The sequence below is a fragment of the Streptomyces sp. NPDC052773 genome, assembly GCF_044547145.1.
In the GTDB taxonomy this organism is placed as follows: domain Bacteria; phylum Actinomycetota; class Actinomycetes; order Streptomycetales; family Streptomycetaceae; genus Streptomyces.
Genome location: NZ_JBITZX010000012.1, coordinates 236,716 through 263,465 on the forward strand (window position 1 = coordinate 236,716; position 26,750 = coordinate 263,465).

At 72.5% G+C, this 26,750-nt stretch carries 20 protein-coding genes and 1 pseudogene; 11 read left to right on the forward strand and 10 right to left on the reverse strand.

The features are described from left to right. Nucleotide 1 precedes the first annotated feature (1 nt). Entirely contained in the window at nucleotides 2-877 is an 876-nt protein-coding gene (locus ACIG0D_RS25715) for an NAD(P)-dependent oxidoreductase (RefSeq protein WP_399805211.1), read from the reverse strand. 121 nt (nucleotides 878-998) lie between these two features. Between ACIG0D_RS25715 and ACIG0D_RS25720 the strand changes: the two genes are divergently transcribed. Continuing rightward, nucleotides 999-1,376: a helix-turn-helix domain-containing protein gene (locus ACIG0D_RS25720; RefSeq protein WP_365766608.1), complete on the forward strand. Its 378-nt coding sequence runs from the start codon at nucleotides 999-1,001 to the stop codon at nucleotides 1,374-1,376. A gap of 223 nt (nucleotides 1,377-1,599) precedes the next feature. On the opposite strand, the gene ACIG0D_RS25725 is transcribed toward ACIG0D_RS25720, so the two are convergent. Continuing rightward, complete coding sequence (locus ACIG0D_RS25725) at nucleotides 1,600-2,931, reverse strand: jacalin-like lectin (protein WP_399805216.1); 1,332 nt, start codon at nucleotides 2,929-2,931, stop codon at nucleotides 1,600-1,602. A gap of 243 nt (nucleotides 2,932-3,174) precedes the next feature. On the opposite strand from ACIG0D_RS25725, the gene ACIG0D_RS25730 reads away from it, so the two are divergent. After that, nucleotides 3,175-4,887 (forward strand): PHP domain-containing protein, encoded by a 1,713-nt coding sequence (locus ACIG0D_RS25730; protein WP_399805219.1) that lies wholly within the window; start codon nucleotides 3,175-3,177, stop codon nucleotides 4,885-4,887. Then, nucleotides 4,884-5,387 carry a hypothetical protein gene (locus tag ACIG0D_RS25735; RefSeq protein ID WP_399805222.1) on the forward strand — a complete coding sequence of 168 codons (504 nt, stop codon included), beginning with the start codon at nucleotides 4,884-4,886 and terminating at the stop codon, nucleotides 5,385-5,387. The genes ACIG0D_RS25730 and ACIG0D_RS25735 overlap by 4 nt, the downstream gene beginning before the upstream one ends. A 116-nt stretch (nucleotides 5,388-5,503) precedes the next feature. Here the strand turns inward: ACIG0D_RS25735 and ACIG0D_RS25740 are convergent, their stop codons facing one another. The 6 genes from ACIG0D_RS25740 to ACIG0D_RS25765 all read right to left on the reverse strand — a co-directional run bounded on the left by ACIG0D_RS25740 (nucleotide 5,504) and on the right by ACIG0D_RS25765 (nucleotide 14,514). Next, nucleotides 5,504-8,365, reverse strand: a complete 2,862-nt coding sequence (locus ACIG0D_RS25740; RefSeq protein ID WP_399805225.1) for a glycoside hydrolase family 2 TIM barrel-domain containing protein — start codon at nucleotides 8,363-8,365, stop codon at nucleotides 5,504-5,506. A gap of 22 nt (nucleotides 8,366-8,387) precedes the next feature. Beyond that, the gene (locus ACIG0D_RS25745) at nucleotides 8,388-9,281 is read right to left on the reverse strand and encodes a carbohydrate ABC transporter permease (protein ID WP_399805228.1); all 894 of its coding nucleotides are present in this window, start codon (nucleotides 9,279-9,281) and stop codon (nucleotides 8,388-8,390) included. After that, a complete protein-coding gene (locus tag ACIG0D_RS25750) occupies nucleotides 9,278-10,246 on the reverse strand; it encodes a carbohydrate ABC transporter permease (protein ID WP_399805231.1) in 969 nt (322 codons plus the stop codon). The genes ACIG0D_RS25745 and ACIG0D_RS25750 overlap by 4 nt, the downstream gene beginning before the upstream one ends. 23 nt (nucleotides 10,247-10,269) lie before the next feature. After that, complete coding sequence (locus ACIG0D_RS25755; protein WP_399805235.1) at nucleotides 10,270-11,535, reverse strand: ABC transporter substrate-binding protein; 1,266 nt, start codon at nucleotides 11,533-11,535, stop codon at nucleotides 10,270-10,272. Between the two features lie 235 nt (nucleotides 11,536-11,770). Continuing rightward, the gene (locus ACIG0D_RS25760; protein WP_399805238.1) at nucleotides 11,771-13,018 is read right to left on the reverse strand and encodes an ROK family transcriptional regulator; all 1,248 of its coding nucleotides are present in this window, start codon (nucleotides 13,016-13,018) and stop codon (nucleotides 11,771-11,773) included. 146 nt (nucleotides 13,019-13,164) lie between these two features. After that, nucleotides 13,165-14,514, reverse strand: a complete 1,350-nt coding sequence (locus tag ACIG0D_RS25765; RefSeq protein WP_399805241.1) for an FAD-binding protein — start codon at nucleotides 14,512-14,514, stop codon at nucleotides 13,165-13,167. Between the two features lie 178 nt (nucleotides 14,515-14,692). On the opposite strand from ACIG0D_RS25765, the gene ACIG0D_RS25770 reads away from it, so the two are divergent. The 5 genes from ACIG0D_RS25770 to ACIG0D_RS25790 all read left to right on the forward strand — a co-directional run bounded on the left by ACIG0D_RS25770 (nucleotide 14,693) and on the right by ACIG0D_RS25790 (nucleotide 21,136). Then, nucleotides 14,693-16,018 carry a radical SAM protein gene (locus ACIG0D_RS25770; protein ID WP_399805244.1) on the forward strand — a complete coding sequence of 442 codons (1,326 nt, stop codon included), beginning with the start codon at nucleotides 14,693-14,695 and terminating at the stop codon, nucleotides 16,016-16,018. A 122-nt stretch (nucleotides 16,019-16,140) separates the two neighbouring features. Then, nucleotides 16,141-17,667: a cellulose binding domain-containing protein gene (locus ACIG0D_RS25775; RefSeq protein ID WP_399805247.1), complete on the forward strand. Its 1,527-nt coding sequence runs from the start codon at nucleotides 16,141-16,143 to the stop codon at nucleotides 17,665-17,667. Between the two features lie 245 nt (nucleotides 17,668-17,912). Beyond that, nucleotides 17,913-19,007 (forward strand): ribosome small subunit-dependent GTPase A, encoded by a 1,095-nt coding sequence (rsgA, locus tag ACIG0D_RS25780; RefSeq protein WP_399805250.1) that lies wholly within the window; start codon nucleotides 17,913-17,915, stop codon nucleotides 19,005-19,007. A gap of 110 nt (nucleotides 19,008-19,117) precedes the next feature. After that, a complete protein-coding gene (locus ACIG0D_RS25785; RefSeq protein ID WP_399805252.1) occupies nucleotides 19,118-20,557 on the forward strand; it encodes a DNA-3-methyladenine glycosylase 2 family protein in 1,440 nt (479 codons plus the stop codon). A gap of 3 nt (nucleotides 20,558-20,560) precedes the next feature. Then, nucleotides 20,561-21,136: a methylated-DNA--[protein]-cysteine S-methyltransferase gene (locus ACIG0D_RS25790; protein WP_399805255.1), complete on the forward strand. Its 576-nt coding sequence runs from the start codon at nucleotides 20,561-20,563 to the stop codon at nucleotides 21,134-21,136. A 66-nt stretch (nucleotides 21,137-21,202) separates the two neighbouring features. Here ACIG0D_RS25790 and ACIG0D_RS25795 read toward each other — a convergent pair whose 3' ends face one another. Beyond that, complete coding sequence (locus ACIG0D_RS25795) at nucleotides 21,203-21,685, reverse strand: DUF456 domain-containing protein (RefSeq protein ID WP_399805257.1); 483 nt, start codon at nucleotides 21,683-21,685, stop codon at nucleotides 21,203-21,205. Nucleotides 21,686-21,759: 74 nt separating this feature from the next. Next, on the reverse strand, nucleotides 21,760-22,746 hold the full coding sequence (locus ACIG0D_RS25800; protein ID WP_399805260.1) for a winged helix-turn-helix transcriptional regulator: 987 nt from the start codon (nucleotides 22,744-22,746) through the stop codon (nucleotides 21,760-21,762). Nucleotides 22,747-23,080: 334 nt separating this feature from the next. Between ACIG0D_RS25800 and ACIG0D_RS25805 the strand changes: the two genes are divergently transcribed. The 3 genes and pseudogenes from ACIG0D_RS25805 to ACIG0D_RS25815 all read left to right on the forward strand — a co-directional run. Continuing rightward, nucleotides 23,081-24,706, forward strand: coding sequence for a protein phosphatase 2C domain-containing protein (locus tag ACIG0D_RS25805; RefSeq protein WP_399805263.1), 1,626 nt, complete (start codon nucleotides 23,081-23,083; stop codon nucleotides 24,704-24,706). 74 nt (nucleotides 24,707-24,780) lie between these two features. Then, nucleotides 24,781-26,523: a pyruvate dehydrogenase gene (locus ACIG0D_RS25810; protein ID WP_399805266.1), complete on the forward strand. Its 1,743-nt coding sequence runs from the start codon at nucleotides 24,781-24,783 to the stop codon at nucleotides 26,521-26,523. Between the two features lie 111 nt (nucleotides 26,524-26,634). Then, nucleotides 26,635-26,750: pseudogene (locus tag ACIG0D_RS25815) on the forward strand (IS481 family transposase); the annotation flags it as partial.

The following is a 26,750-nucleotide window of genomic DNA, read 5'->3' on the forward strand; positions in this document are numbered from 1 at the left end:
TTCAGCCCGCTTGCTTGATGCTCTCGATGATTCGGGCGAAGCCTTCCTCTCCATGGCCTGCATCAATCTGGCGTTGGATGAGCCGCTGGACCATGGCGACTACCTCGGTGCTGATGCCCTGGTCGGAACTGGCGGCCAGGAGGTCACTGAGGTTGGAGAACTGGAGGCTCTGTTGACCTTCGACGGTGTAGTCCCCGCCGTCGATGACTGCGGCGAACCCTTGGAAGGCGCCGGTCATGGCGGTCAGCCAAGGCGTGGCCATGGCAGCGAACTCGCCCGCCGTCACTCCGGCCGGGGCGACCATGGCGGCGCCGTGCATGAATCCGGCGAACATGACGTACATGCCCGCGAGTAGCGCGAGATCATACAGGGACGCCAGCCCGGCATCCTCACCGAAGTAGGTACTGGTTCCCCACAGGTCGAGCAGCGGCTTGCACTGGTCGAAGACATCGGCCGATCCGCTGTAGAGGATCGATGCCCCGGGCCGGCCGATCATGTGCGGTACGGCCATGATGCCGCCGTCCAGATACGCGACCCCGGCCTCGGCAGCCCAGGCGGCCAACTCCCGCGACTGAGCCGGTGACGTCGTGGTTACGTTGATCAAGGTTCGTCCGGCCAGCTCATCGGAGAGCGGATCGAGCACCTCATGGACCGACGCGTGGTCCAGCAGGCATGCGATCACTAACCGGCTGGCTCGGACCGCGTCGTCGGCCGTCGCAGTGGCTTCCGCGCCCTGCGCAACGAGGTCGTCCGCCTTTCCCGGTGAGCGGTTCCAGACTGTTGTCGCGTATCCGGCCTTCACCAGGGCACCCGCGAGCGCGCTACCCATCGCCCCCAGCCCGAGAACACTCACCTGGACGCTGTTGTTGGTTGTCATTTTTTGGGGCTCCCCTCGTGTTCGTCGTTCGGCTGAATCCTCTCCGCCGCCGGTAGGGTTGACCAGTACTGACTAATTAGTCAGGTACTCACTCGTGGGTAAGTACGTCTTGGAGGGGCGGATGGCAACATCAGCACGACGTGGTCCCTATTTCTGCGGCATAGACGCGGCCATGGACGTAGTCGCCGGCAAGTGGAAGTCGCTGATCCTCTGGGAGCTGCACCACTACGGGACCCGCCGGTTCGCCGAGCTCCGACGCGGTCTGCCGGGCGTCAGCGAGAAGATGCTGATCCAGCATCTGCGGGAGATGGAAGAAGACGGGCTCGTGCATCGTGAGGTGTACCGCGAGGTGCCACCGAAGGTCGAGTACTCCTTGACGGAGCACGGCGTCTCGCTCAACGCGGCCCTGGCCTCATTGGGAAAATGGGGCACCGAACGCATGCGGCGGATCGGGGCCGAAAAGGTCTCCGTCAACGAGGCCGCGACAGTTCGGCGATAGAAGCAGATGGGCCGGAGCGTAGACCGGCCGCTGGGGCAGCAGTGCCACGAATTGGTCCCACAGGGGGTCGGTCAGCCATGATGGCAGTGCAGGAACAGGTCTCCCAGTGATCACAGAGCGTCGCAAATCCATGATCACCAGGCCCTGTGCCTGTCCTGCTCCCGGGGCGCTCCATCACGCCTATCCGCGCGAACTCTAAGTCACAGCCCATACGGGACAACCTCTAGCCGATCGGCGCGTACAGCACCCCCAACTTGTCGATCTCGTCGCCCGCGCGGCCGGTGAAGCCGACGATCCGCCACCCGGCGGGCGCCGTGAAGGTGGTCGTGTCCGAGGTCGGGGTGCCGGCGGCGAGGGTGCGGCCCCGGTCGGTGGTGAACGCGGCGGAGAAGACTCGTGTACGTCCGTCCTTCTGGCCGCGCGTCAGCTTCACCGAGGTCAGATGCTCGCCGGGGGCCAGCGTCAGCGAGGTGGCCGTGCCGCCCGTGCCGCCGTGGGACAGGGTCGTGCCGTCGGCGTGGGTGAGGGCGACCGCGTCCAGGCGGGCCGCGCCGCGCAGGGTGAGGGTGCGCGGGGACAAGGTGCCCGGCAGGTCGTCGGCGTCGTTGAAGGCGGTGCCGTGGGGGCCGCCGAAGAAGTCGCTCGCGCGCAGCGCCGGGGCGAGGGTGTAGGAGAAGGCGGTGGTGTGCGGGAAGTGGTCGGACAGGTGCGCGCCGTCGGAACGCAGGAAGTCCGCCCAGTCGTTGTGGTAGCGGGTGGCGGCCAGGTCCAGCAGGCCGTTGCCGCGGTAGAGGATCTTGTCGACCACCTCGCAGTCGTCGGCCGGCGCGGCCGGGTCGCAGAGCAGCGGTTCACCGCCCTGCGCCGGGGGCGTGCCGCCCTTCACCAGCTCCACCCAGGCGTCGGTGAGGCCGTTCTCCGCGGCCAGGGTGCGGATGTTGTCACCGGTCCGGGTGTAGCGGGTGTTGGTGTCGCCCATGACGATCACCGCGTTGCCCGCGGAGTGCGTCCGGATGAAGTCCGACAGCTGCTCGATGTTGGCGCGGCGCGCGGCCAGCGCCGCGTCGGTCACGTCGGCGTTGGTGTGCACGTTGTAGAGGTCCACGAAGACGCCCTCGGCGAGCCGGACCCGGGCGAGGGTGAAGCCCTTCGGGGTGAGGCAGTCGGTGCCGGAGCAGTCCTTCCAGTCGACGCGCTGGAAGTCCTCGAAGGGGTGATCGGAGAGCGTGTTGAGGCCGTCGCCGATCCCGGCTCCGCCGCTGGTCGCCGTCCGGTACGGGTGGGTGTCGTGGGCGTACAGCGCGGCGTGGTGATTGAAGTCCTCCTGGACGTTGACGATGTCGTACGCGCCGAGCCGCTGCCCGATCAGCGGGGTGTTGGTCTCCGGGTCGCTGTCGCCGAGGCCGAGGGGGAGGCCCGCGATGTTGTACGTCAGCACGGTGAACGAGCCGGTGGAGGAGCCGGTCGCCGCCGCGGCGGGCGCGGAGCCTGTGGTGACGAGTCCCGTCGCGGTCAGGGCGGTGGCGGTGAGGGCGCCGAGCAGTCTTCCTCGCATGGCGTCTCCTGGGGAGGGGAGGCGGAGAGATGAGTGACGCTCAGCTTCTTCGGCAACAGGGCTGACCCGCAAGGGCAGTTGAGGTCTCCGTGCGAGGCGGGGTGAGCGGCCGTGTCCGGGACTCCTCACGCTCACCCCAAAGTCGTTCAACATTCATCTTCCGCCTTGATCCTCCTCACGCGGCGCAGCAGCGCGCCGCAGAAGGCGGCCGCGAGAAGGCAGCGGCATCGAGGAGGCACATCCATGGGCCACGCCCACCACCACGGTCACAGCCACGGCCACGGGCATCACCACCATCACCACGACCACCCGCACGACACCGCGGCCCTGCCCGCCGCCTTCGACACCTCCGTGCCCGACGAGGCGCTGACCCCCGAGCAGCAGTCCCGCCGCTCGCTGCTGCGCCGCGCCGGACTGCTCGGCGCGGGTCTGGCCGCCGCGAGCGTCCTCACCCCGCAGGCGACGCCCGCGGCCGCCGCCTCCGGCGGACGCAAGCGGGACGGCTTCCTCTGGCTCGCGGGCGACCACCACATCCACACCCAGTACAGCAGCGACGGCAAGTACCGCGTCGTCGACCAGGTCCGCCAGGGCGCCCGGCACGGCATGGACTGGCTGGTCATCACCGACCACGGCAGCGCCACCCACGCCAGGATCGGCGTCGAGAAGGTCAACCCGGACATCCGCGAGGCCCGCGCCGCGTACGAGGACACCCTCGTCTTCCAGGGCCTGGAGTGGAACATCCCGGCCGCCGAGCACGGCACCGTCTTCGTGCACCCGGGCCGCAACGAGGTCGCCGTCCTCAAGCAGTTCGAGACCGACTACGACGGCTCCGTCAAGGGCGCGAGCGACGCCACGCCCGCCAACGAGGCCCTGGCCATCGCCGGGTTGAACTTCCTCTCCGAGCAGGTCCGCCGCCGCAAGGTCAAGGACGCGCTCATGCTCGCCAACCACCCCGCGCGGCGCGGCGTCGACTCCCCGCACGAGATCCGCGCCTGGCGCGACGCGACCCCCGCCGGGCACCGGATAGCCGTCGGCTTCGAGGGCGCCCCCGGCCACCAGGCCGCCGGACTGCCCGCGCCGCTCGGCATGGCCCGCGCCCGCGGCATCTACGACAACAACCCGGGCGCCAACTCCTTCCCCGGCTACCCGTCGGAGTCGTACCGCACCTGGGGCGGCTTCGACTGGATGACCGCCACTGTCGGCGGCCTGTGGGACAGCCTCCTCGCCGAGGGCAAGCCCTGGTGGATCACCGCCAACTCCGACTCCCACCAGGTCTACGGCGACACCGCCGTCCGCGGCCCGGGCGGCGACTTCAACGCCAACGGGCGTTACGAGGACCCCGTCTACGGCGGAAAGATCGACATCACCCAGGGCGACTACTGGCCCGGCCAGTACAGCCGCACCCACGTCGGCGCCGAAGGCTTCTCGTACGCGGCCGTCATGGACGGTATCCGGGCGGGCAGGATCTGGGTCGACCACGGGCAGCTGATCAGCGCCCTCGACGTACGTCTCTCCGGCGGCGGCCGGTGGGCCACGCTCGGCGGCGCCCTGCACGTGAAGAAGGGCACGCGGGTCTCCCTGACGGTGGACGTGGCCCTGGCCGGCGGCCCCAACTGGGCCGGATTCGTGCCCACACTGGCCCGCGTCGACGTCATCCAGGGCGACGTCACCGGCGAGGCGCGGGACAAGGACACGTTCACCGCGCCCACCGCGAGGGTCGTCACGTCGTACGAGGTGAACAAGTCCACCGGCACGGTCCGCCTCACCTACGACCTCGGCCAGGTCGACCGCCCCGTCTACGTCCGGCTGCGCGGCACGGACGGCAACCGCACGGCCGTCGGCCCCATGGGCGCCGCCGTCGACCCGGCCGGCCCGGCGATCGACGTCGTCGGCGACGCCGACCCGTGGCGCGACCTGTGGTTCTACTCCAACCCGGTGTGGGTCCTGCCGTCATGACCCCGCCGTACGTCCTCACGGTGGACGCGGGCCTGAAGGACCTGCGCGCGGCGGACCACCTGCTGCGGGAGCTGGCCGCCGAACTCGCCCTCGCGGAGGGCGTGTTCGGCTGCACGCACCTGGTGCGGGACGGCCGGCCGCGCGTCGTCCTCTCGCTCGCCACACCGGCCCCGCTGCCCCGCGAACGGCTGTCCGCCCGGGGGTACGAGGTGACGGACGGCGCGCCCGACGCGGTGGGCCGCGCGGTGCTCTACCCGGGCGTCGCGCGGCTCACCGGCACCCTGACGGTCGCCGAACTGCTGGCCCGCTCCGCGATCGACCGGGTGACCGTGCTGGGCGGGCCCGGGCAGCCCGACCCACACACCCCCTTGGTGACCCGGGACCACGTACGCCCCCAGTGGCAGCGGGGCGAGCTGGTGCTGACCGCCATGCCCGCCGCGGGCGGCCGGCTCACCCCGTTCGAGGTGCCGGATCCGACCCCTTGCTGCGCCGATCACTGAACTCCCGTAAGCCTGGCCCGCAGGGGACACCCGGAGCAGCCGCCCCTGACCCAGGGCGCCCGCCCCCACGAGCGGCCGGCCGGTCACCCACCTGGGGACCCGCCGGCCGCGGCGCGTCAGCCGCCGACCTCCGAGAAGACGAAGGCGAAGGCGGCCGGCTCGGCCCGCAGGTGGTACCGCGGCAGCACGCCGGGACCGCAGGACTGGGAGCCGATGCCCATCTGCCCGTGGTCGAGGTTCACCCACACTGTGTCACCCGCGGTGAGGTCGGTGAGGTGCTCCGCCGCGTCCAGCTGCTCGTTCGTCCAGCGCCGGGCGCTGAACCAGAACACCGGGTCGCCCTCGATCCGCAGCCCGCCCAGCTCCGCCCAGCGGACGTCGGCGCGGGCACCGTTCTCCTGGGGGCGGACGTACGGCGTCTGCAAGTCGTCGACCGTCGACCGCCAGCGCCCGACCATCGACGCCGCCCGGGTGTCCGGATACGCCTCACCCGGCCCGCCCCCGAACCAGGTCACCGCGTCCGCCCGCGCCAGCCCGAACCGGATGCCGAGCCGGGGCAGCGGCAGCGTCCAGTCGCCCTCGGGTGTCACGGAGACGGCGAGTTTCAGCCGCTCGCCGTCCGACGTCCAGTGGTAGACCGTGCGCAGCCCGAGGTCGGAGGCGGCCGGGGCCACCCGGGTCCGCACGGTCAGCGCCTCGCCGGTCGAGTCCACCCCGTCCAGCCGGTGCCGCATCCGGTGCAGGCCCAGCTTCCGCCACAGCAGGCCGTAGCGGGCGTCGGGCTGCCAGGGCGCCCCGTTGTCGTTGTCGGTGGTCGCCCGCCACACGTCCAGCCGCAGGTCCGCCACCTCCATGCCGCCGACGGCCAGCAGCGCCCCGGTGCGCGGGTCGAAGGAGGCGGGTCCCAGGTGGATCACCCCTCCGCTCGCCGAGGGCCGGGCGCTCGGTGCCACGGACGGCACCGGCCGCTCGGTGACGGGCACCTGCCCCCACGCCACCACATGGTCCTCGGACGCCCACGCGGTCGCCTTCGCCGGCCGCGCCCGCACCGTCCACCGGGTCTCCGCGCCGGCGGGGGCGTCGGCCGGCGGCCTCGGCAGTTTCACCTCCGCCGACTCGCCCGGCGCCGACGCGGGCACGGACAGCGGACCGGACTCCACCATCTCGCCGTCGACCTCGTACGACCACGTGAAGGCCAGCCCGGAGAGATCCGCGAAGTCGTACCGGTTGGTCACCCGGACCGTGCCGCCCCCGTCGCCCTCGATCCGGACCGGCTCGATCACCTTCTTGAACTCGGCCAGCCCCGGCGACGGCCTGCGGTCCGGGAACACCAGCCCGTCGCAGACGAAGTTGCCGTCGTGCAACTCCTCACCGAAGTCGCCGCCGTAGGCGAAACCCAGCTCCGGGTGCCTGATGCCGTGGTCGATCCACTCCCAGACGAAGCCGCCCTGGAGCCGGTCGTACGACTCGAACAGCCGCTGGTAGTCGGCGAGTCCGCCGGGCCCGTTGCCCATCGCGTGCGCGTACTCGCAGAGGATGAAGGGCAGTTCGCGGCGCTTGCGGGTGCCGCCGTCCAGGCCGCGGCCGATCCGCTCGACCTCGTCGTGGAAGGCGTACATCCGCGAGTACACGTCCGTGTCCCGGCAGTCGGGGTCGCCCTCGTAGTGCACCAGCCGGGAGCCGTCCCGGCCGTGGATCCACTCCGCCATCGCGGTGAGGCCACGCCCGGTGCCGGCCTCGTTGCCGAGGGACCAGATCACCACCGACGGATGGTTCTTGTCCCGCTCGACCATGCGCGCGGCCCGGTCCAGCAGGGCCGGGGTCCAGCGGTCGTCGGCGACGGGGTTGTCCCGCCAGCCCTGTTCGACGAAACCGTGGGTCTCCAGATCGCACTCGTCGATCACCCACAGCCCGTACTCGTCGCACAGGTCGAGGAAGGCCGGGTGCGGCGGATAGTGCGAGGTGCGCACCGCGTTGACGTTGTGCCGCTTCATCAGCAGCACGTCCTCACGCATCGTCTCCGGGTCGAGGGCGCGCCCGCGCTCGGGGTGCCACTCGTGCCGGTTGACGCCCTTGAAGAGGACCGGCCTGCCGTTGACCTTGATCAGCCCGTCCTCGAGGACGACGGTGCGGAACCCGATCCGCAGCGGCACCCGCTCGCCCGGTGTGGCCAGCACCCCGTCGTAGAGCCGGGGTGTCTCCGCCGTCCACGGCTCCACCGGGACGGTGACCGCCTCGCCGGTCGCGATGTCGACGCCCAGTTCCGGGACGGTGACCCGCCCGGCGACCTCGGAGTCGACGCGCAGGGTGCCCGCGCCGCCGACATGGTCGTACGAGGCGTGCACGAAGAAGTCGCCGGCGGCGCCCTCGGGGCGGTGCAGCAGGGTGACGTCGCGGAAGATGCCCGGCAGCCACCACTGGTCCTGGTCCTCCAGGTAGGAACCGGCCGACCACTGGTGGACCCGGACCGCCAGCACGTTGCCGGCCGGTTCCAGCAGATGGCCGACCGCGAACTCGTGCGGCAGCCGCGAGCCCTTGAACTCGCCCAGTTCCGTGCCGTTCAGCCAGACCCGGGCGCAGGACTCCACGCCGTCGAAGCGCAGCACGGCGCCGCCGTCCGCCGGCCAGCCGTCCGGCAGGTCGAAGACGCGCAGATGGTCACCGGTCGGGTTCTCGGTCGGCACGTGCGGCGGGTCGACCGGGAAGGGGTACAGGTGGTTGGTGTAGATCGGCGCGCCGTGGCCCTGGAGGACCCAGTGGCCGGGGACCGCGATCTCCGCCCAGTCCCCGGCGTCGTAGCCGGGGTCGGCGAACGAGTCGTCCTCGGCGTCCGCCGTCGCGGACAGCCGGAAGCGCCAGCGGCCGTTCAGGGACAGCGCGGGCGCGTCGGAGGACGCGTACCAGGCGCGCGGCGGCAGGGTGCCGCGGCCCGGCGAGACGTCCTCCACGTAGGCGGGGGAGGTGGTGCGCAAGGACATCGGTCTCCTAGGTCAGCCCTGGTCAGCCCTTGATTCCGGTCTGCGCGATCCCCTGGACCAGCCAGCGCTGGAGGAAGAGGAACACGAACACCAGGGGCAGGATGGAAATGGCCGTGGCCATGAAGATCAGATGGAAGTTGACGGTCTGGTTCGTCATGTACGAGGAGAGCGCAACCTGCACGGTCCACGCGCTCGGGTCCTGGCCGATGACCAGGGGCCACAGGAAGGCGTTCCAGCCGCTGATGAACGTGATCGTCGCCATCGCCGCGAAGAAGTTCAGCGAGTTCGGCACGACGATCCGCCAGTACGCGCCCCAGTAGCCCAGGCCGTCCACGCGCGCCGCCTCCTCCAGCTCCTTGGGGAACCCCAGGAAGTACTGCCGGAAGAGGAAGCAGGTGAAACCGCTGAACAGGCCCGGGATGATCAGTCCGCGGTAGGTGTCCACCCAGCCGAGCGACGACACCAGCACGAAGCTGGGCACGAAGGTGACGGCGGTCGGGACCATCAGCGTCGCCAGCACGGCGTAGAACACCTTGTTCGCGTGCCGGTACGGGATGCGGGCCAGGCCGTATCCGGCGAGCGAGCACACCAGCAGCGTGCCGGCCGTGTGCAGGACGCCGACGACCGCGGAGTTCCACAGGGAGCGGGCGAAGTCGACCGTCGGATCGTCGAACGGCTCGGTGATGTTGCCCCACTGGATGTCGGTGGGGAAGAACTTCCACTCCTCGCCCGTGATCTCCCGGTCCGTCATCAGGGCGTTGCGGACGATCAGATAGAAGGGGACGAGGAAGAGCAGGGCGGCGACGCCGGTCGCGAGATACAGCCCGGCGGAGCCCATGACACCGCCGCGCCGTGCGCGCAGTGGCCCGGCCGGTGCGGGGGCCGGCCTGTCGAGTCCGGGAGTCGTGGCGGTCACTTGGACTCCTCACCCCTTCCGAAGCCCATGAACCTGCCCTGCAGCAGGGTGACGAGGCAGAGCAACAGCGTCAGGATCACCGCGCCCGCGCTGCCGGCGCCGTAGTCCTGGTTCTCGCCGAGGGCGACGTAATACAGCTCGACCAGTGGTGGGCGGCCCCAGGTGGCGTTCGAAAGGAGGTTGAAGAACTCGTCGAAGGCCTGGTACGCCTGCACGAGCAGCAGCAGGATCACGGCCGTCGAGGTGGCCCGCAGCTGGGGCAGGGTGATGTGCCGGAAGGTCTGCCAGCCCGGCTTCGCCCCGTCGATGGCGGCGGCCTCGTACAGCTCCTGCGGGATGTTCTGGAGCGCCGCCAGGAACAGGATCATGAAGAACCCGGCCTGGAGCCACAGCCGGACGGTGACGATGACCAGCCAGTACCACGGCGGTTCGGGGCTGGCCAGCCAGGCGATGTCCTCGGCGCCGAACCAGCCGAGGACGGTGTTCATCAGACCGAAGCGGACCCCGCTGAAGATCGACATCTTCCAGATGAGCGAGGCGGCGACGTAGCTCACGGCCGTCGGCAGGAAGAACACCGACCGGAAGAACGCCCGCATGAACCGCAGCCGGTTCACCATCAGCGCGAGCGCCAGCGAGAACGCCCAGGTGGTGGGCACGATGAACGCGGCGAAGACGGTGAAGGTGACGAGCGACCCCATGAAGTCGTCGTGCGTCAGCATGTACCGGTAGTTGTCGAAGCCGATGAACTCGCTCGGCGTGACCGTGAACCGGGCGTCGAAGAAGGAGAGCCAGAGGCTCCAGCCGATGGGGATGTAGACGAAGACCGCGAGACCGATGAGGAAGGGGCCGGTGAAGAGCCAGAAGTTGGCGGTGGCGCTGCCTCTGAGCCCCCGACGCGGCCGGGCCGGGGCGGCCGCGGAGGCCGGGGCGGGGCCCTCGAGGTCGCGCGTGGTGGTGGTCGACATGACGTGGTTCCCCGTCCGCCGGCCTATCCGAAGAGCTTCTTCAGCTCGCGGTTGATCTTGCCGTCGGCCTTGTCCAGCGCGGCCTCCGGGTCACCGCCCGCGCGGACGCAGTCGCCGACCACGTCCTCGATCGCGTCGATCATGGCCTGGGTGAAGCCGATGTTGTCGAAGTGGCCGTACTCGTTGAAGAGGCGGACACCCTCGGCGGGCAGCCCCGACTTCAGCTTCTCGGCGGACTCGGCGATCGACAGGCGCGGCGGGACGTGGAAGCCGTAGGAGAGCGACCAGTCCTCCTGGTACTCCTTCTGGTCGATCCACAGCCACTTCACGTACTCCTTGGCCGCGTCGACGTTCTTGCCCTTGGCGTTGACGAACATCGACCAACCGCCGTTGTACACCGAGGGCCTGCCCGCGTCCGTCACCTTCGGGAAGGGGAAGACGCCGAGGTCGTCGCCGAGCGCCTGCTGCATCTGCGGCATCGCCCACATGCCGCACCACTGGATCGCGGTCAGGCCCTGGTTGAGCGCGGACGGGTCCCAGAAGTCGGTCGGGGCACCGAGCAGCAGATCACCACTGGTGAACAGCTTGCGCAGCTTGACCAGACCCTCCTTGACCCCCTCGGTGTGGTACGCGATCCGGTTCTTCTCGTCGAGGGTGTCGGCGCCGGCCGCCCAGATCAACGGCCTTACCACCGCGTCGAGTTCGTTGCCGAGGAAGACGCCCTTGACCTTGTCCGTCGTCAGCTTCGCGGCGGCCTCGATCAGCTCGTCCAGCGTCGTCGGGACGTCGACACCGGCCTTCTCGAACATCGACTTCCGGTAGAAGAAGAACTGCGGGTCGTCGATCATCCGGACGCCGTATATCTTCCCGTCGACCGTGTGCGAGGCGATGTCGGCCTGGTTGAAGTCGTCCTTCACCGGCTCGACGATGTCCGTCAGATCCGCCACCTGACCGCTGCGCACGAGCTGGATCTGCGGGTGGAACTCGAACAGGTCCGGCGCGCTGTCCGTGAGCAGCGCCGAGAACAGCTTGCTCTCGAAGTTCTCGCCGGTGATCCACTGCGTGCTGACGTTCGCTTCCCGGTAGGCCTTCGCGTACCGCTTGACGGCCTGCTCGGTGCCGGGCTCGCCGTACGCGTGGAAGTACTGGACGAGGTTCTTGCCCGAACCCGAGCCGCCGCCACGGCCGTTGTTGCCGCCGCACGCGGCCAGCCCGCCGGCGGCGGCCAGTCCCATAGCGGCCCGCAGGACGGAACGGCGGTCCCATGAGGTGTTGCTGAATGCCGACATGCTGACGTCCTTGTCTGTCGAGTGCGGCTGAGGTCGGTGCCGGACGCTAACCTTCGGCTAAGGCTTCGGCAAGGGGTTGGACGAAGTCTGTTCGAAACGTTGCGTCACGTTCGGGATGCCGAACGTGACGGGGCGGCGGGGCCCGTCACCAACCGATCAGGTCCGCGCCCGGACCTTCGGGGCGACGTGCTTCAGGTCGTTGACCCACCAGGCGCCGGACGCGCCGATGGTGGCGTCACGAAGACGGTGCGGTACGGCTCCTCGCCGGGGCGGTGGTGCGGCGTACGGCCCTCTGCCCGACCGACTGCAGCGCGCCCTCCAGCGCGAACGTCGCCGCGCCCAGGCACACCGGGTCGGTGGGGATCGGGGAGAGGACGATCTCGGTGGCGGCCAGCGGACGTCTGAGCGCGTGCCGGGCGACGGCCTCGCGCACCTCCGCGAGCAGCGGCTCGCCGAGCGTGGCCGCGACCCAACTGCTGAGCACGACCACCTCGGGGTTGAGCACGTTGACCAGATCGGCGATGGCGGCGCCGAGATAGCGGGCCGTGTCCCGGACCACCTCGACCGCCACCGGATCGCCCTCCGCCACCCCGCGTGCCAGCGCGTTCACGGTGGCGGTCTGGTCCTCCGGGTGCAGCAGCGTGCTGCCGGGGCTCAGCTCACGCAGGTTCAGCATGATCCCGGGCGCGCCGACATACGTCTCCACGCAGCCGTGGTTGCCGCAGTGGCACAGCCGGCCGTCCAGGACGAGCGTGGTGTGCCCCCACTCGCCGGCGCTGTTGCTGACCCCGCGGTGCAGCCCGCCGCCCAGCACCAGACCCGCGCCGACCCCGGTCCCGAGGTTCACCACCACGGCGTCCCCGCGTCCGCGCGCGGCCCCGAACCACAGCTCGGCGACCGCGCAGGCGCGCAGCGGGTTGTCCAGGTGGAGGGGGTAGGCGATGTGCTCGGTGAGCAGGTCGAGCAGCGGCACGTCGTGCCAGTCCCAGTTGGGGGCGTATTCCGCGACCCCGGTGTCCCGGTCCACCTGCCCCGGCACGCTCACCCCGACGCCCAGCACCCGGGCGCCCTCCACGCCGGCCTGCGCGACCACCGAGCCGACGGCCGCCGCGACATGGCCGACGACCTGCTCGGGGCGGCTTTCGCCGGGCCGCATGTCCTCGTCGGCGCGGGCCAGCACGTTCAGCGCCAGATCGAATAGTTCGACATGGACGTACGTCTCCGCGATGTCCACGCCGATCAACGCGCCCCCCGACGCGTTGACGGCGACGAGACCCCGGGGGCGCCCGCCCGCCGAGTCCTCGAAGCCCACCTCGGTGATCATCCCCAGGTCGAGCAGTTCGCCGACGAGGGTGGCGACCGTGGCGAGGCTCAGTCCGGTGGCGGCGGCCAGCTCCTGCCGGGAGGTGGGGGACTCGGCGATGATCTGGCGCAGCACCTCATAGCGGTTCGCGGTGCGGATGTCGCGGGATGTGCGCTTCACCGGGTCTGCCCCCCGTCCTTCGGTCCGTGCGCGGCCGGGCACGGCGGCACCGGCGCGCCGCAAGGCTATGGGGGAAGGGCGCCTTTCGACAAGGGCTTTGGAAAGGGGCTTTATAAAGTCCGCCGCCCAGGTCGGGCGGCATTCCCTCACCCACGGGCGTCCAGGACGCCTTGTACGAACGTGTTGGCGAACTTACCCGACGGGTCCAGCTCCCCGGCCAGCGCGGCGAAGCCCCCGAGCCGCGGATACCGCTCCCGCAGCACCGCCGGCGGCACGGTGAACACCTTGCCCCAGTGCGGTCGCGCCCCGAACGGGTCCAGCGCCGCCTCGACCCGCCGGACCGCCGGCAGCACGGCCGCCGTGTCCGCGACCCAGGTGAAGTGCAGGGCCACCGAGTCCCGTCCGTGGGCGGGGCTCAGCCACTGCTCGTCGGCGGCCACGGTGCGTATCTCGCAGGTCTGGAGCACGGGGGCGACCGCGTCCCGGATCCCGGCCATGGCGTCCAGCGCCTCGACCGCCGACGCCCGCGGCAGCAGATACTCCGATTGCAGCTCGTCCCCGCTGCTCGGCGTGAACTCGGCCCGGAAGTGCGGCAGCCGCTCGTGCCACGGCCCCGCCACCCCGAACTGCGCGGTGCAGTTCACGGCCGGCATCCCCGGCACCGGATGCATCGGCTCGGTCGCGGGCGCGGCACGGTCGAACCCGGCGTACGGCTGATCGGTGCGCCGCTTCACCCACACCTGCCGGAAGCCGGGCGCACCCCAGTCGGTGAACAGGCTGACGCTGTACGCCGCCCCCATCACCGCCTCGAACCCGGCCTGGTCCAGGCCTTCCCGTGGCAGCTCGGTGAACACGTACTGCTCCACCTCGAACGCCGGCTCCAGGTCGAGGGTGAGCGCGGTGACGACCCCGAGCGCGCCCAGCGCGGTCACCGCGCCGCCGAACCGCTCCTCCCCGCGAGCGATCCGCACGACCGACCCGTCGGCGACGACCAGCTCCACCTCCCGCACGGCCGCCGCGAGCGGCCCGTTGCCCATCCCCGACCCGTGCGTCCCGGTCGCCACCGAACCCGCCACCGAGATGTGCGGCAGCGAGGCCATGTTCGCCAGCGCCAGCCCGTGCCGGTGCACCGCCCGGGCCAGCTCCGCGTACCGGACACCGCCCGAGACCCGGACCGTACGCCCGGCGCTGTCCACGTCGATCGCGGGCGGCAGCTCCGCCAGCGACAGCAGCACCCCCTCGGGGCCCGGCTCGGCGATCTCGTTGAACGAGTGCCCGCTGCCGAGCACCCGCACCCGGGCGCTCTCCGCGACGACCGCCCGCAGCGCGTCGAGGGAACGGGGGCGGTGCAGCTCCTTGGCGGTGTAGGTGATGTTGCCCGCCCAGTTCGTCACGGGCGCGGCCTCACCGGTCGCAGTCGCCGTCTCACCGGTCGAAGTCGCCGTCTCACCGGTCACGGTCGCGGTCTCATCGGTCACGGGTGCCGTCTCGGTCATGCGGTGGTCCCTCCCCGGGAATCGCGGAGGAGGCAGTGTAACGAGCGGCGGAGAGCGCTTTCCGTGCCCGCTGGGAGACGGAAGCGGACCGACCCCGCCTGCACACCCCCGAAGGCATGGGGCATACCGTGAGGAGTCGCACGCCGCACACGGAATCGCCGCAGGGAGGAGACACGGGATGGGCAGCCGCACCGCGCTCGTCGAGGATCTGATGGAGCGCTTCCCGCATGTGCCGCGGGAGGCGGTCTTCAAAGAGGACCTGCTGCGCGGAGGTGTGGCCTTCGACCCGTCCGCGCTCAGCGACAACGAGGACGGGGAGGTGAAGCCGAAGTCGTACTTCATCTTCTCCTTCGACCACGGCACCCTGCCCGAGCTGGGCGAGGCCGCGCTGCGCCGCCCGCCCGAGGAGATCATCCTCACCGGAGGGCCGTACGACCTGCGCCGGACCGTCGTGTCCGTACGGGTGAACCCCGCCTCCCCGTACCGGGTCGCCGCCGACGACGAGGGGATGCTCGGCCTCTACCTCGACGGCAAGCGCATCGCCGACGTGGGCGTCCCGCCGATGCCGGAGTACTACCGGCACACCCTCTCCAACGGGAAGTCCGTGATGGAGGTGGCCCCGACGATCCAGTGGGGCTACCTGATCTACCTCACCGTCTTCCGCGTCTGCCAGTACTTCGGCGCCAAGGAGGAGTGCCAGTACTGCGACATCAACCACAACTGGCGCCAGCACAAGGCCGCCGGCCGGCCCTACACGGGCGTGAAGGACGTCGAGGAGGTGCTGGAGGCCCTGGAGATCATCGACCGGTACGACACCCAGAAGGCGTCCACCGCGTACACCCTCACCGGCGGAGCCATCACCAAGACCGTCGCCGGCCGCGACGAGGCCGACTTCTACGGCCACTACGCCAAGGCCATCGAGGAGCGCTTCCCCGGCCGCTGGATCGGCAAGGTCGTCGCCCAGGCGCTGCCCAAGGCCGACGTACAGCGGTTCAAGGACTACGGCGTGCAGATCTACCACCCCAACTACGAGGTGTGGGACCGCCGTCTGTTCGAGCTGTACTGCCCCGGCAAGGAGCGCTACGTCGGCCGCGACGAGTGGCACAAGCGCATCCTCGACTCCGCGGACGTCTTCGGCGCCCGCAACGTCATCCCCAACTTCGTGGCCGGCGTGGAGATGGCCGCCCCGCACGGCTTCACCACCGTCGACGAGGCCATCGCCTCCACCACCGAGGGCCTGCGCTTCTTCATGTCGCACGGCATCACGCCCCGCTTCACCACCTGGTGCCCGGAGCCCACCACCCCGCTCGGCAAGGCCAACCCGCAGGGCGCGCCGCTGGAGTACCACATCCGGCTTCTGGAGGCCTACCGTGCCACCATGGACGAGTTCGGCCTGAGCTCCCCGCCCGGCTACGGCCCGCCCGGTCCCGGCCGCGCCGTCTTCTCCGTCAGCTCCTTCATGGACAGCCTCCCCGCCGAGGAGGCGGTTCCTGCCGGACAGTGAACCCAAGGACAGCGCTTGTCAGTTGTGGGGGAACCGTGAAAGGGTCGTCCCGCCCCCGAGGTGCCCCACAACTCCCCTTGCTCCTGTGGTGAGTTGACCTCGCATGCGCACGCAGGAGACACATGCCCGACCTGCCCGCTCCCCAGGACGCCACCGAGGCGGCGCTGTTCACCGAGTGCTGGGACACGGTCCTCTCCTACGCCGACCTGTGCACCTCCGGCTCCGCCGCGGCGACCCGGCTTGCCCGGGAGGCCTTCGCCCGCGGGCTGCGTGAGGCCCGTGACCCCGGCCCCGCCCTGCCGCGCGGCACCGGCCGCCGCCCCACCCGGCTGCCGCGCATCCCGCTGCTGCTGACCGCCGTACGCACCACGGCCGCCGCCTGGGAGAGCGCGGGGGAGGGCCACCTCCTCGACCCCGACCTGCGGCTGTGGCTCACCTCCGACAAGGCCGCCCGCTACACCGGGCCCCCGCAGCGCCGCCCCCTCGCCCTGCGGGCCCTGCGCGACCTCCAGGAACCCGACGCGGCCCTGCTCTGGCTCGCCGAGGTGGAGGCGCTGCCACTGCCCGTGGTCGCCCGGCGGCTCGGCCTGGACCCGGCCGGTGCCACCGCCGAACTCGACGAGGTACGCCGCCTGTTCCGGGACCGCTGCCGGCGCGCCCACCTCGAGGCCCCGCTCGACGCCGAGTGCGCCCGCTACGCCCGGCTGCTCGACGCGGTCACCCGCACCCCGGCCGCCGAGACCCCCGACGACCTGTCCCGGCACCTCGCGCGCTGCGTGGCCTGCGCCGAGGCCGCGGCCTGCCTGCGGCCACACCGCGGCGCACTGCCCGCCGCCCTCGCCGGCGGCGTGATCGGCTGGGGCGGCCTCGCCTATCTGGAGCGCCGCCGCCGCGCCGCCGAGGTACGGCTCGGCGCGGGGCGCCCCGACGCCCCCGACCACGACCCGGAGGAACACGGCGCGTCCCAGCCGCGCGTGCTGCGCAACGGGCTCCTGGTCGCCGCCGTCCTCGTCTCCGCGCTGGCGCTCGCGGTCACCCTGATGCCCTTCGGCACCACCGGCGACCGCACCGCCGCCCCTCCCCGCGACACCGCCGACCGCCAGCCGGTCGCCGACCCCCGCCCGTCCGCCTCGGCCTCGTCCGCCCCGTCCCCGTCCGCCTCCCGGAAGGCCGGCCCCGCCCCCGCCACCCGGACGCCCACGAGCCCGGCCGCCACCACCACCGGGCCGGACCGCCGGGACACCAGCCCCGCCCCCGCGCCCCAGGACACCGCCGCCACCACCCCCGCCGCGCCCGCCCCGGACCCCGGCCGCACCGAGGACCCCGCCTGCCGCGTCTCCTACGACCTCGCCGGCCAGTGGCCCGACGGCTTCCAGGCCACCGTCACCGTCCACACCGAACGCGCCCTCGACGACTGGCGCGTCGCGTGGACCTTCCCCGACGGCCAGCGCGTCAACCAGATGTGGGACGCGACGTACGCCCAGGACGGCTCCCGCGTCACCGCCCGCGCCGCCGACTACAACAAGACGGTCCCCGCCGACGGCACCCTCTCCTTCGGCTTCCTCGCCTCCTGGCAGGGCCGCAACGCCCCGGCGTACGACTTCACCCTCGACGGCCGGCCCTGCGCGGCGGCCGGAGAAGCCGGATAGCCGAACGCCGGAGCGGGGCGAATATTCGGTGGCGCCGCCGGGACGCCCCCTCTACGGTGGGGCGGACACGGCGGCCGACGGCTGCCGCGACAAGCTGAGCGACGAAGGGAGGTGTGACCGATGGCTGTCTCTGTGATGGGCGCTGCCCGCATCCAGGAGTTCATCATGTCCACCTCCGCGGTCACCGGCTGATCTCACACCGACTGCCTTCGGTGCCGGGACCGCCCTTGTGAAGGGCTTCTCCCTTGACTTCCACCTCCGCTGTGCCGTCCGCCCTCGCCCCTTACGGCTGGGACGCCTCCTGGGCGGACGCGTTCGCCCCGTACGCCGCCGACGGGCTGCTGCCCGGACGGGTCGTACGGGTCGACCGGGGCCAGTGCGACGTCGTCACCGCCGACGGCGTCCTCCGTGCGGACACCGCGTTCGTCACCCCGCACGACCCGATGCGGGTCGTGTGCACCGGCGACTGGGTCGCCGTCGACCCCACGGGCAACCCGCGGTACGTGCGCGCGTATCTGCCGCGGCGCACCGCGTTCGTGCGGTCCACCTCCTCCAAGCGGTCCGAGGGGCAGATCCTCGCGGCCAACGTCGACCACGCCGTCGTCGCCGTCTCCCTCGCCGTCGAACTCGACCTCGGCCGGGTCGAGCGGTTCCTGGCGCTCGCCTGGGAGTCCGGGGCGCAGCCCGTGGTCGTGCTCACGAAGGCCGACCTCGTGCCGGACCCGGTGACGCTGGCGCACCTCGTCCAGGACGTGGAGACCAGCGCGCCGGGCGTCCCCGTGCTGACCGTCAGCGCGCACGACGGGGACGGCCTCGACGTGCTCGTCGCCGTCCTCGGCAACGGCACGTCCGTGCTGCTCGGCCAGTCCGGTGCGGGCAAGTCCACCCTCGCCAACGCCCTCAAGGGCGAGGACGTGATGAGCGTCCAGGCCGCCCGGGACGTCGACGGCAAGGGCCGGCACACCACCACCACCCGCAATCTGCTCGCCCTGCCGGGCGGCGGAGTGCTGATCGACACGCCCGGACTGCGGGGCGTGGGCCTCTACGACGCCGAGACCGGCGTCGGACAGGTGTTCTCCGAGATCGAGGAGCTGGCCGAGGACTGCCGGTTCCACGACTGCGCCCACGAGGCGGAGCCGGGCTGCGCGGTGCTCGCCGCCGTCGACAGCGGGGACCTCCCCGCCCGCCGGCTGGACAGCTACCGCAAGCTCAAGCGCGAGAACCAGTGGATCGTCGCCAAGACCGACGCCCGGGTCCGGGCCGAACTGCGCCGGGACTGGAAGCGCAAGGGCGCGGAGGGCCGGGCGGCGATGGAGGCCAAGCGGAGGGGGTGGCGGTAGAGGGACGACGGGAAGGACATGGCGTCCGGGGCACGCACCCCGAGCATCCGGACGCCATGTCCGATTTCCGCCAGCCGCGTCCCGCGCCGTGACGGAGACTGGATCCCGTGATGGACTCCGTGAGGGCCTCCGTCAGGGACCCCCTGACGGACGACGACAGCAGGTACGAGGCCGTGCGCAGCCGGGACGCCCGGTTCGACGGGGCCTTCTTCTTCGCCGTCCGGACCACCGGCATCTACTGCCGGCCCAGCTGCCCGGCGGTGACGCCGAAGCGGTGCAACGTGCGGTTCTTCGCGACGGCCGCCGCCGCGCAGGGCTCCGGGTTCCGGGCCTGCCGGCGGTGCCGGCCGGACGCCGTACCCGGCTCGGCGGACTGGAACGTCCGCGCGGACGTCGTCGGCCGGGCCATGCGGCTGATCGGCGACGGCGTGGTCGACCGGGAGGGCGTCGCGGGACTGGCCGCCCGGCTGGGCTACAGCGCGCGCCAGGTCCAGCGGCAGCTCACCGCCGAGCTGGGCGCGGGCCCGGTCGCCCTCGCCCGCGCCCAGCGGGCGCACACCGCGCGCGTCCTGCTGCAGACCACGACGCTGCCGGTCACCGAGATCGCGTTCGCGTCCGGCTTCGCCAGCGTCCGCCAGTTCAACGACACCATCCGGGAGGTGTACGCCATGACGCCGACCGCGCTGCGCGCCGCCGCGCCGAGGTCGTCCGGCCGCACCGCCCGGCGCTCCGGCACCCCCACCGCCGGCATCCCGCTGCGCCTCGCCCACCGCGGCCCCTACCAGGCCGGCCCCGTCTTCGACCTCCTGGAGGGCGAGGCGGTCCCCGGGGCCGAGGAGGTGAGCGGCCCGGCCGGGGCCCGCGTGTACCGCCGTACGCTCCGGCTCCCCTACGGGACGGGCATCGTCGCGGTCGAGGAACGCCGGGGGAGCGCACGCCCGCGCGGCGCGGTCGCCCATCCGGGCGGCTGGCTCGACGCCCGGCTGCACCTGACCGACCTCCGTGATCTGACCACCGCCGTGCAGCGCCTGCGGCGGCTGTTCGACCTCGACGCCGACCCGTACGCCGTCGACGAGCGGCTGGGCGCCGACCCCCGGCTCGGTCCGCTGGTCGCCGCCCGGCCCGGGCTGCGGTCGCCGGGCGCCGCGGACCCGGAGGAGCTGGCCGTGCGCGCGCTGGTGGGCCGTACGGCCGCCGGGGAGCTGGTACGGCGGTACGGCAAGGCGCTCGACGCGCCCTGCGGCGGCCTCACCCACCTCTTCCCCGAACCGGCCGTCCTCGCCGAGGCCGAACCCGACGGTCCCCTCGGCGCGCTGGCCGCCGCCCTCGCCGACGGCGCCGTACGCCTCGACCCCGGCGCCGACCGCGACGACGCGCAGGCCGCGCTGCTCGCCCTGCCCGGCCTGGACGCCGCGACCGTCGCCGTCATCCGCACCCGCGCCCTCGGCGACCCGGACGTCGCCCCGCCCGGCGCGGACATCCCCGACACCTGGCGCCCCTGGCGCTCGTACGCCGTCCGACACCTGCGCGCAGCAGGGGAGTGGGAGTAACCCGTGAACACGTACTGGACGCACCTCGACAGCCCCGTCGGACGGCTCCTGCTCACCGCCGACGCGAGCGGAGCGCTCACCTCCCTGTCCGTGCCCGGCCAGAAGGGCGGCCGGACGGTGCGGGACGACTGGCGGGCGGACGCCGGCCCGTTCCGCGAGGCCGCCGAACAGCTCGCCGCGTACTTCGCGGGCGACCTGAAGGAGTTCGACCTGCCCCTGCGGGCGCACGGCACCGCCTTCCGCGAGCGGGTCTGGGAGGCGCTCGACACCATCCCCTACGGGACGACCACCACCTACGGCGAGATCGCCGCGCGGATCGGGGCCTCCCGCGCCGCCGTCCGGGCCGTCGGCGGCGCGATCGGCGCCAACCCGCTGCTCATCGTCCGCCCCTGCCACCGGGTCATCGGCGCGACCGGCGCGCTCACCGGCTATGCGGGTGGCCTCGACCGTAAGGTGTGGCTGCTCACCATGGAGCGGGGCAAATCCGCCATCACTGCGCCGGCCCCGCCTTCCGGTGCGGCCACCTCGCCGCCCGCCACGTCTGCCGCGCTCCAGCAGGAAATCATCGGTTTCGGCTGAAGAGAACCCCGGTCCGGTGCCCGGTCGGGCACGACAGGCTCGATCCGCGCCCACTGCGTGGCCGGATCAGGCCCAGAGCACCGCGCCCAGCCACGCCCCCGTGATCAGCAGGCAGGCGAACAGTTCCGTCAGCACGCTCCAGCCGCCCGCGCGCATCGCCGTCCGCAGCGCCGCCCGGGCCTCACCGGCCCGGCCCAGCCGCAGCCGCTCGCACAGGTAGACGCCGCCCAGGAAACCGGGGACCGCGCCCAGCACCGGCAGCAGGACGAAGCCGAGCAGCGCGCCGACGCCGGCGTACACCGCCATCCGGGGTGTCGCCCCGCCCGCCCGCAGCCGGCGGGGCGGCAGCGCCCAGCGCACCACCTGCGACAGGAGCAGCGCGACCGTGGCGCCCACCAGCACCCACCAGGCGACCGGCCGGGGATCCTTCAGCGCCCACCACAGCACCGCGGCCCACACCAGCCACGAGCCCGGCGCTCCGGGCAGCAGCACTCCGCACAGGCCGAGCAGCATGACCAGGCCGACCAGCAGGAGCTCCCACACTCCCATGACTTCAGAGTGCCGGACCCCGCCCCGCCCCGCAGTCCCTAAGCGCCCCGCCCGCAGACCGGGCACCAGGAGCGTCACGGCCGCTCGCGCGCCACCCAGCCCCGCTCGTACGCGTGCCAGCCCAGCTGCATCCGGGTCGTCACACCGGTCAGCTCCATCAGCCGCTTCACCCGGCGCTGTACGGTGCGCAGGCCCAGGTCCAGCTGTTTCGCGACGCTCGCGTCGGTCAGCCCCGCCAGCAGCAGCGACAGGATCTCCAGGTCCGTGCCGTCGGGGGCGTCCGGGCCCTGCTCGGCGACGCCGGACGCGCCGAGGCGCAGCGGCAGCGCCCGCTCCCACACCGACTCGAACAGGGCCGACAGCAGCTCCAGCAGCCCGCTCGCGTGCACGACGAGCGCCGCTGGCTCGGCGGCGGGGTGGGTCATCGGCACCAGCGCCAGCGCGCGGTCGGCGACGACCAGCTTCGTCGGCACCCGGTCCACCACCCGCACCTGCTCCTCGCGGGCGAGCGCGGCGGTCAGCTCGGTGATGCCGTCCGGCCGGTCGAGCACGGCCCGCTCGACCACCACCCGGTAGCGCACCCCGCGGGCGGCGGCCTGCTCCTCGGCGTCGTTCTCCATGCCGGTCACGGCCACCGGATCCCCGGTGACCAGCGCGCACACCTCCTCACTCGCCCCCAGCTGCACCTGCAAGAACCGCTGGGTGACCGCCGACGCGCCGATCACCACCTCGACCAGGTCGTGCACGGCCGGTTCGGCGACCGCCGCCCGGTACTCCTCCGCGAGCAGCGCCGCCGCCAGCTCCGCCTGCTCCAGCTCGTGCCGCCGCTGGGCCAGCAGCGCGCCCAGCGCCACCCCCGGCGGGGCGGCGACCCAGCGGCCGGGGCGGGCCGAGGACTGGGCGGCCAGCCCGTGCCGCTCCAGAGCGCGCAGCGCCCGCTCGGTGTCCTGCTCGCCGAGGGCGAGCCGGCGGGCCAGGCCTGGGACGTCGGCGGCACCGACCGCGACCAGCGCGCGGTACGCCGCCTCATGCCGCTCGTCCAGGCCTATCGCTCCCAGCACCCGACTCCGCCCCTCCCCGACCACCCGTACCGCAGACCGCGCGGTGTCCACGCGTGGCGGAAACCGGCCACGGCGCAAACCCGCCGCCGGACATCATCGCCGGTGCCGCTCACGCTCTGCCAAGGTGGGGTCACCGGCGCCGACGGGGGCCGGGTCTCACGCCGCCGCCGGGCGGTTCTCCCGTGGGGGGTGGAACCGCCCGGCGGCCACCAACCCTCGCCGCCCGCACCGCTGTTCGACGCCTCCCCCGACACGCCGTCCGGCGCGTCACGGCGTACGGCATTTTTCCCGATGCCCCGTTTTCATCCGCCGTCAGCGGTGGACAATGAGCGGCATGAGCCAGCAGGGGGGAAGGCCCGCCGGTCACTCCGACGACTGGTGGGGGCAGTTGTACGACGACTCCGTCGAGGACACGGGCCCCGCGCCCACACCGGACTCGCTCGACGACCGGTTCGCCTCCGCGTCGGACGCGGTGACCGGCGGCCCGCCCGCACCACCACCCCGTGTACCGGCACCACGCGGCGGCCAGGCGCCGCGCCCGCAGCCGCCCGCACCGAGCCCGGAAGCGCCCGCACGAAGCCCGGATGCGCCCGCACCGCGACCGGGGGTGCCCGCACTGCGACCGGGGGTGCCCGCACCGCGCCCGGAGTCGCCCGTCGCGCCCCGGCCGGAGCGGCCCGCGCCCCCGCCGGAGCGGCCCGCGCCCCGGCCGGAAGGGCCCGCCGCCACACAGCCGGAGCGGCCCGCCCCTCAGCCCGGCGGTCCGGTCCCTCAGCCGGGCGGTCCCGCCTCTCAGCCGGGCGGTCCCGCCTCTCAGCCGGGCGGTCCCGCCTCTCAGCCGGACGGCCCCATCCCGCAGCCCACGCCCGCCCCCCGCCCGCCCCACGGCCCCACCGTCTCGACGACCGGCAGCCCCGCCCCGCCGCCGCCCCCACCCCCGCCGCCGTCACAGCCCCCCTCGCCCGACACCTCACCGCCCGCACCCCCCACACCCACCCCCCTCGCCTACGTCGGCTCCGGCCCCCCGACCTACGACCCCGAGCCCACCGCCCTCCCCGCCGCCGACCCCGACGATCTCGGTGACCTCGTGCCCGACACCGTGCTCGACGGCGCCCGGTACGGCACCTGCACCCTGCGCGCCGTCTCCGTGCGAGGCGACTCCGCCCGGTACCGCGGGGAACCGCGCCGCGACGCGCTGCTCACCGCCCGCTTCGGCACCGGCGACCAGGCGCTGCTGCTGGTCGCGATGGCCACGGGCGCGCGGGCGACGCCGCGCGCGCACCGCGCCGCCGCCGAGGTCTGCCAGTGGATCGGCAGAGCCGTCGGCCGCAGCCACGCCCGCCTCGCGGAGGACATCCGCGCCGGCCGTCGGGGCGATCTGAAGTCCGGGCTGCACCGGCTGACCGACCGCAGTCTCGGCAAGCTCCGGGCGGGCGCCGCCGACCAGGGCCTGCGCCCGGAGGAGTACGCGGCCACCCTGCGCTGCCTGCTGCTGCCCGCCGACCCCCAGTGCCGTACCCGGGTCTTCTTCGGCGTCGGCGCGGGCGGCCTGTTCCGGCTCCGCGACGGCGGCTGGCAGGACATCGAACCGCAGGTCGTCGAGGCCGCCGGCGAGCCCGTCGTCGGGTTCGGCTCGCCGCCGTCCGAGACCCCGGAGGGCGACCGGCTCACCATGGATTTGGGCATCCCCACACCCCCGAGCCCCTTCGAACCGGCCCCCGAGCCGCCCCGCGAACCCTTCCGCTTCCGCGCCTCCGTCGCCCGTCCGGGTGATGTCCTGCTGATGTGCACCGCGGGCCTCGCCGAGCCCCTGCGCGGCGAACCGGAACTCCCCGCCCACCTGACCGAACGGTGGTCGCACCCGGAGCCGCCGGGCCTCGCCGCGTTCCTCGCCGACACCCAGCTCCGGGTGAAGGGGTACGCCGACGACCGTACGGCGGCGGCCGTGTGGGAGGCGTAACCGCGCGCGGTGTGGATTCATGGACCGAGGGGCCGACCGCCGCACGTGCCGCCGAGCGAAGGGCTCAGGGATCCATGGCCAAGCAGAACGTCGCCGAACAGTTCGTCGACATCCTCGCCCGCGCCGGGGTGAAACGCCTCTACGGCGTCGTCGGCGACAGCCTCAACCCCGTCGTCGACGCGGTCCGCCGCAACTCCGCCCTGGAGTGGATCCACGTACGGCACGAGGAGACCGCCGCGTTCGCGGCCGGTGCCGAGGCCCAGATCACCGGGAAGCTGACCGCCTGCGCGGGCTCCTGCGGTCCCGGCAACCTGCACCTCATCAACGGCCTGTACGACGCCCACCGGTCCATGGCCCCCGTCCTCGCGCTCGCCTCGCAGATCCCGTCCAGCGAGATCGGGCTCGGCTACTTCCAGGAGACCCACCCCGACCGGCTGTTCCGCGAGTGCAGTCACTACTGCGAGCTGATCTCCAACCCGCAGCAGATGCCCCGCCTCCTCCAGACCGCCATCCAGAACGCGGTCGGCCGCTCCGGCGTCAGCGTCGTCTCCCTCCCCGGCGACCTCGCCGCCGAACCGGCCCCCGACAAGGCCGTCGAGACCGCCCTGGTCACCGCCCGGCCCACGGTCCGGCCCGGCGACGAGGAGATCGCCAAGCTGGCCGACCTGATCGACCGGGCCCAGAAGGTCACCCTGTTCTGCGGCAGCGGCACCGCCGGCGCGCACGCCGAGGTCATGGCGCTCGCGGAGAAGATCAAGTCACCGGTGGGGCACGCCCTGCGCGGCAAGGAGCACATCCAGTACGACAATCCGTTCGACGTCGGCATGAGCGGCCTGCTCGGCTACGGCGCCGCCTACGAGGCCACCCACGAATGCGACCTGCTGATCCTGCTCGGCACCGACTTCCCGTACAACGCGTTCCTGCCCGACGACGTCGCCATCGCCCAGGTCGACGTACGCCCCGAACACCTCGGCCGCCGCTCCAAACTGGACCTCGCCGTGTGGGGCGACGTGAAGGAGACGCTGCGCTGCCTGATCCCGCGGGTGAAGGAGAAGACGAACCGGCGCTTCCTCGACAAGATGCTGAAGAAGCACGCGGAGGCGCTGGAGGGCGTCGTCAAGGCGTACACCCGCAAGGTGGACAAGCACGTGCCCATCCACCCCGAGTACGTGGCGGCCGTCCTCGACGAAGTCGCCGACGACGACGCGGTGTTCACGGTCGACACCGGCATGTGCAACGTCTGGGCCGCCCGCTACATCACCCCCAACGGCCGCCGCCGCGTCATCGGTTCCTTCTCCCACGGCTCCATGGCGAACGCGCTGCCGATGGCGATCGGCGCCCAGTTCACCGACCGCCGCCGCCAGATCGTGGCGATGGCCGGGGACGGCGGATTCTCCATGCTGATGGGCGACTTCCTCACCCTCGTCCAGTACGACCTGCCGGTGAAGGTGGTGCTGTTCAACAACTCCTCGCTCGGCATGGTGGAGCTGGAGATGATGGTCGCCGGACTCCCCTCCTACGGCACCACCAACAAGAACCCCGACTTCGCTGCCGTCGCCCGCGCCTGCGGCGCCTACGGCGTACGCGTCGAGAAGCCCAAGGAGCTGGCCGGCGCGCTCAAGGACGCCTTCCGTCACAAGGGCCCCGCCCTCGTCGACGTCGTCACCGACCCCAACGCCCTGTCCATCCCGCCGAAGATCAAGGCGGAGATGGTCACCGGCTTCGCCCTCTCCGCCTCCAAGATCGTCCTGGACGGCGGCGTCGGCAAGATGCTCCAGATGGCCCGCTCCAACCTCCGCAACGTGCCCCGGCTCTAGGTGTGCTGTCCCGGGACGTTGGTGACACGCGTGCTGGGTGCTTGAACGGGTGAGGGCCTTCTGGGTTCGGTGTGGATTGCGACATCTACCGCCGACCGCCAGGAGGCCCTCGTGTCCCACCGTAACGCCCCGCTGACGCCGACCGGCAGGCTGCGTCTGGCCCGGTGTGTCGTGGACGACGGCTGGCCACTGCGGCGGGCCGCGGAACGTTTCCAGGTCAGCCACAC

Bases quoted from the DNA above. Each gene is read 5' to 3' on its own strand.
- ACIG0D_RS25715 (WP_399805211.1), bottom strand. From the start codon at position 877: ATGACAACCAACAACAGCGTCCAGGTGAGTGTTCTCGGGCTGGGGGCG.
- ACIG0D_RS25720 (WP_365766608.1), top strand. From the start codon at position 999: ATGGCAACATCAGCACGACGTGGTCCCTATTTCTGCGGCATAGACGCG.
- ACIG0D_RS25725 (WP_399805216.1), bottom strand. From the start codon at position 2,931: ATGCGAGGAAGACTGCTCGGCGCCCTCACCGCCACCGCCCTGACCGCG.
- ACIG0D_RS25730 (WP_399805219.1), top strand. From the start codon at position 3,175: ATGGGCCACGCCCACCACCACGGTCACAGCCACGGCCACGGGCATCAC.
- ACIG0D_RS25735 (WP_399805222.1), top strand. From the start codon at position 4,884: ATGACCCCGCCGTACGTCCTCACGGTGGACGCGGGCCTGAAGGACCTG.
- ACIG0D_RS25740 (WP_399805225.1), bottom strand. From the start codon at position 8,365: ATGTCCTTGCGCACCACCTCCCCCGCCTACGTGGAGGACGTCTCGCCG.
- ACIG0D_RS25750 (WP_399805231.1), bottom strand. From the start codon at position 10,246: ATGTCGACCACCACCACGCGCGACCTCGAGGGCCCCGCCCCGGCCTCC.
- ACIG0D_RS25755 (WP_399805235.1), bottom strand. From the start codon at position 11,535: ATGTCGGCATTCAGCAACACCTCATGGGACCGCCGTTCCGTCCTGCGG.
- ACIG0D_RS25765 (WP_399805241.1), bottom strand. From the start codon at position 14,514: ATGACCGAGACGGCACCCGTGACCGATGAGACCGCGACCGTGACCGGT.
- ACIG0D_RS25770 (WP_399805244.1), top strand. From the start codon at position 14,693: ATGGGCAGCCGCACCGCGCTCGTCGAGGATCTGATGGAGCGCTTCCCG.
- ACIG0D_RS25775 (WP_399805247.1), top strand. From the start codon at position 16,141: ATGCCCGACCTGCCCGCTCCCCAGGACGCCACCGAGGCGGCGCTGTTC.
- ACIG0D_RS25785 (WP_399805252.1), top strand. From the start codon at position 19,118: ATGGACTCCGTGAGGGCCTCCGTCAGGGACCCCCTGACGGACGACGAC.
- ACIG0D_RS25795 (WP_399805257.1), bottom strand. From the start codon at position 21,685: ATGGGAGTGTGGGAGCTCCTGCTGGTCGGCCTGGTCATGCTGCTCGGC.
- ACIG0D_RS25805 (WP_399805263.1), top strand. From the start codon at position 23,081: ATGAGCCAGCAGGGGGGAAGGCCCGCCGGTCACTCCGACGACTGGTGG.
- ACIG0D_RS25810 (WP_399805266.1), top strand. From the start codon at position 24,781: ATGGCCAAGCAGAACGTCGCCGAACAGTTCGTCGACATCCTCGCCCGC.